The organism is Rubripirellula obstinata (genome assembly GCF_001642955.1).
Lineage (GTDB): Bacteria > Planctomycetota > Planctomycetia > Pirellulales > Pirellulaceae > Rubripirellula > Rubripirellula obstinata.
This window is the reverse complement of record NZ_LWSK01000275.1, coordinates 1-1,534: the sequence shown is the minus strand read 5'-3', so window position 1 is coordinate 1,534 and position 1,534 is coordinate 1. Positions and strand designations below refer to the sequence as shown.

Annotated in this window: 2 protein-coding genes; both read left to right on the top strand. The window is 54.6% G+C overall.

Annotated features, from left to right (window positions below; all coding sequences use genetic code 11):
- Positions 1–324: 324 nt before the first annotated feature.
- A complete protein-coding gene (locus tag RC85_RS28105; protein WP_162273307.1) occupies positions 325–516 on the top strand; it encodes a hypothetical protein in 192 nt (63 codons plus the stop codon).
- Between the two features lie 55 nt (positions 517–571).
- Entirely contained in the window at positions 572–1,009 is a 438-nt protein-coding gene (locus tag RC85_RS25725; protein WP_149753296.1) for a hypothetical protein, read from the top strand.
- Positions 1,010–1,534: the final 525 nt, after the last annotated feature.

The following is a 1,534-nucleotide window of genomic DNA, read 5'->3' as shown; positions in this document are numbered from 1 at the left end:
CTTGCACGTCAAATCCCGCCACCTCGGTGATGCATACCGTTATCCGACTGAACTGCGGACACTTACTGCCCGCCTCGCGCCCTGCGGGGCATAACCTACGCGTACAGCATAACCGCCAACACCGCTTTGCCCCGACGCTCGATGAAACCGAAGTGCCGACTGCCCTGCGGGGCATCAACCAACGCCTGAATTCCAATGCTCAATTAATGCCGACGTGCCGGATGCACTGCGTGGCACCAACCAACGCCTGTCTTCGGTTGCTCGATTTAACGCTGCCCAACGAAACTTGCTTGATCGACCGCTCTTTGATACGATCTACGCACGGTGATGGTCTTCCACGTGGGCGAAGTCCGCGCCGACGGACCGCATCCTAACTGTGTATTGCGGATAACCATTGCATGCACCGGAGTGGCGGCCGCACGCTTTTCTCTCTGCTTGCACGTCAAATCCCGCCACCTCGGTGATGCTTGCCGTTATCCGACTGGGCTGAGCAATTCACACTGCAAACATCATTGACACCGCGACGCAAGCTTGGCGGCACATTGTTGGCAAAACAATTCACCAGATCGAGTTGACTACTTGTACCGACTTTGGCGACCCTGCAGAGATGGTCATTACACTGGAAACCAACGCGTCACGCTACTACGTCAGTTGGGTTCAAGAAGACGGCGTCAATGACGATCGCCTTTTCTACTGGCTATCCCTGCGCAAAACGTCTCACTTTAATATCGGGTCGCTCGAAGCGGCGACGACCAAAGGAACAGAAGCACTTTCAATTCCCAGCTTTCAGGTTCATTCAGTGCAGCTATTCGGCGAACGCCGCACCGACACAGTGTACGCAAGCCTCTTACAGACAAACGCCTTTGCGATCGGCATTGCCTTGATTCGATGGCTACCGAACAAGAACCGGTTTTCACGATTCGGGACCAATGACCTTGCTCAACTTGACGGCGACGTTCTACTATCCTGCGTGGAAGCTCAAGAGCTTGAACTAGTTGCTGACCTGTAATGACTTGGACGGAAACACGAATCGTGTGAATTCACATCGGCGGATAACCATGACATGCACCGGAGTGGCGGTGGTTAGTTCTTTCGTTTGCTTGCAAGTCTTTCGCCGCCACCCGGTGATGTCTACCGTTATCCGACTGAGAAGCGGACACTTGCCGCCCGCCTCACGCCCTGCGGGGCACAACCAACGCATGAAATACGACCGCCAACACTGCTTTGCCCCCAAACCTCGACCAATACTCAAGTCCAGACTGCCCTGCGGGGCATCAACCGACGCCCGAATCCCAATGCTCAATCAATGCTGACGTGCCGGATGCACTGCGTGGCATCAACCAACGCCTGTCCTTGGACACTCGATTTGCCGCTCCTCGCCGAAACTTGCTTGACCAACGAAACTTTGCTACGATTTGAAACTGGTGATTGTCACCCACAGGGACGAAGTGCGCGCTAACGGCCACATCGTAATGGTGTTTTGCGGATAACAAATAAGTCTTTGACATCGCGAGCTTGCGAGCCGATGTTCAAG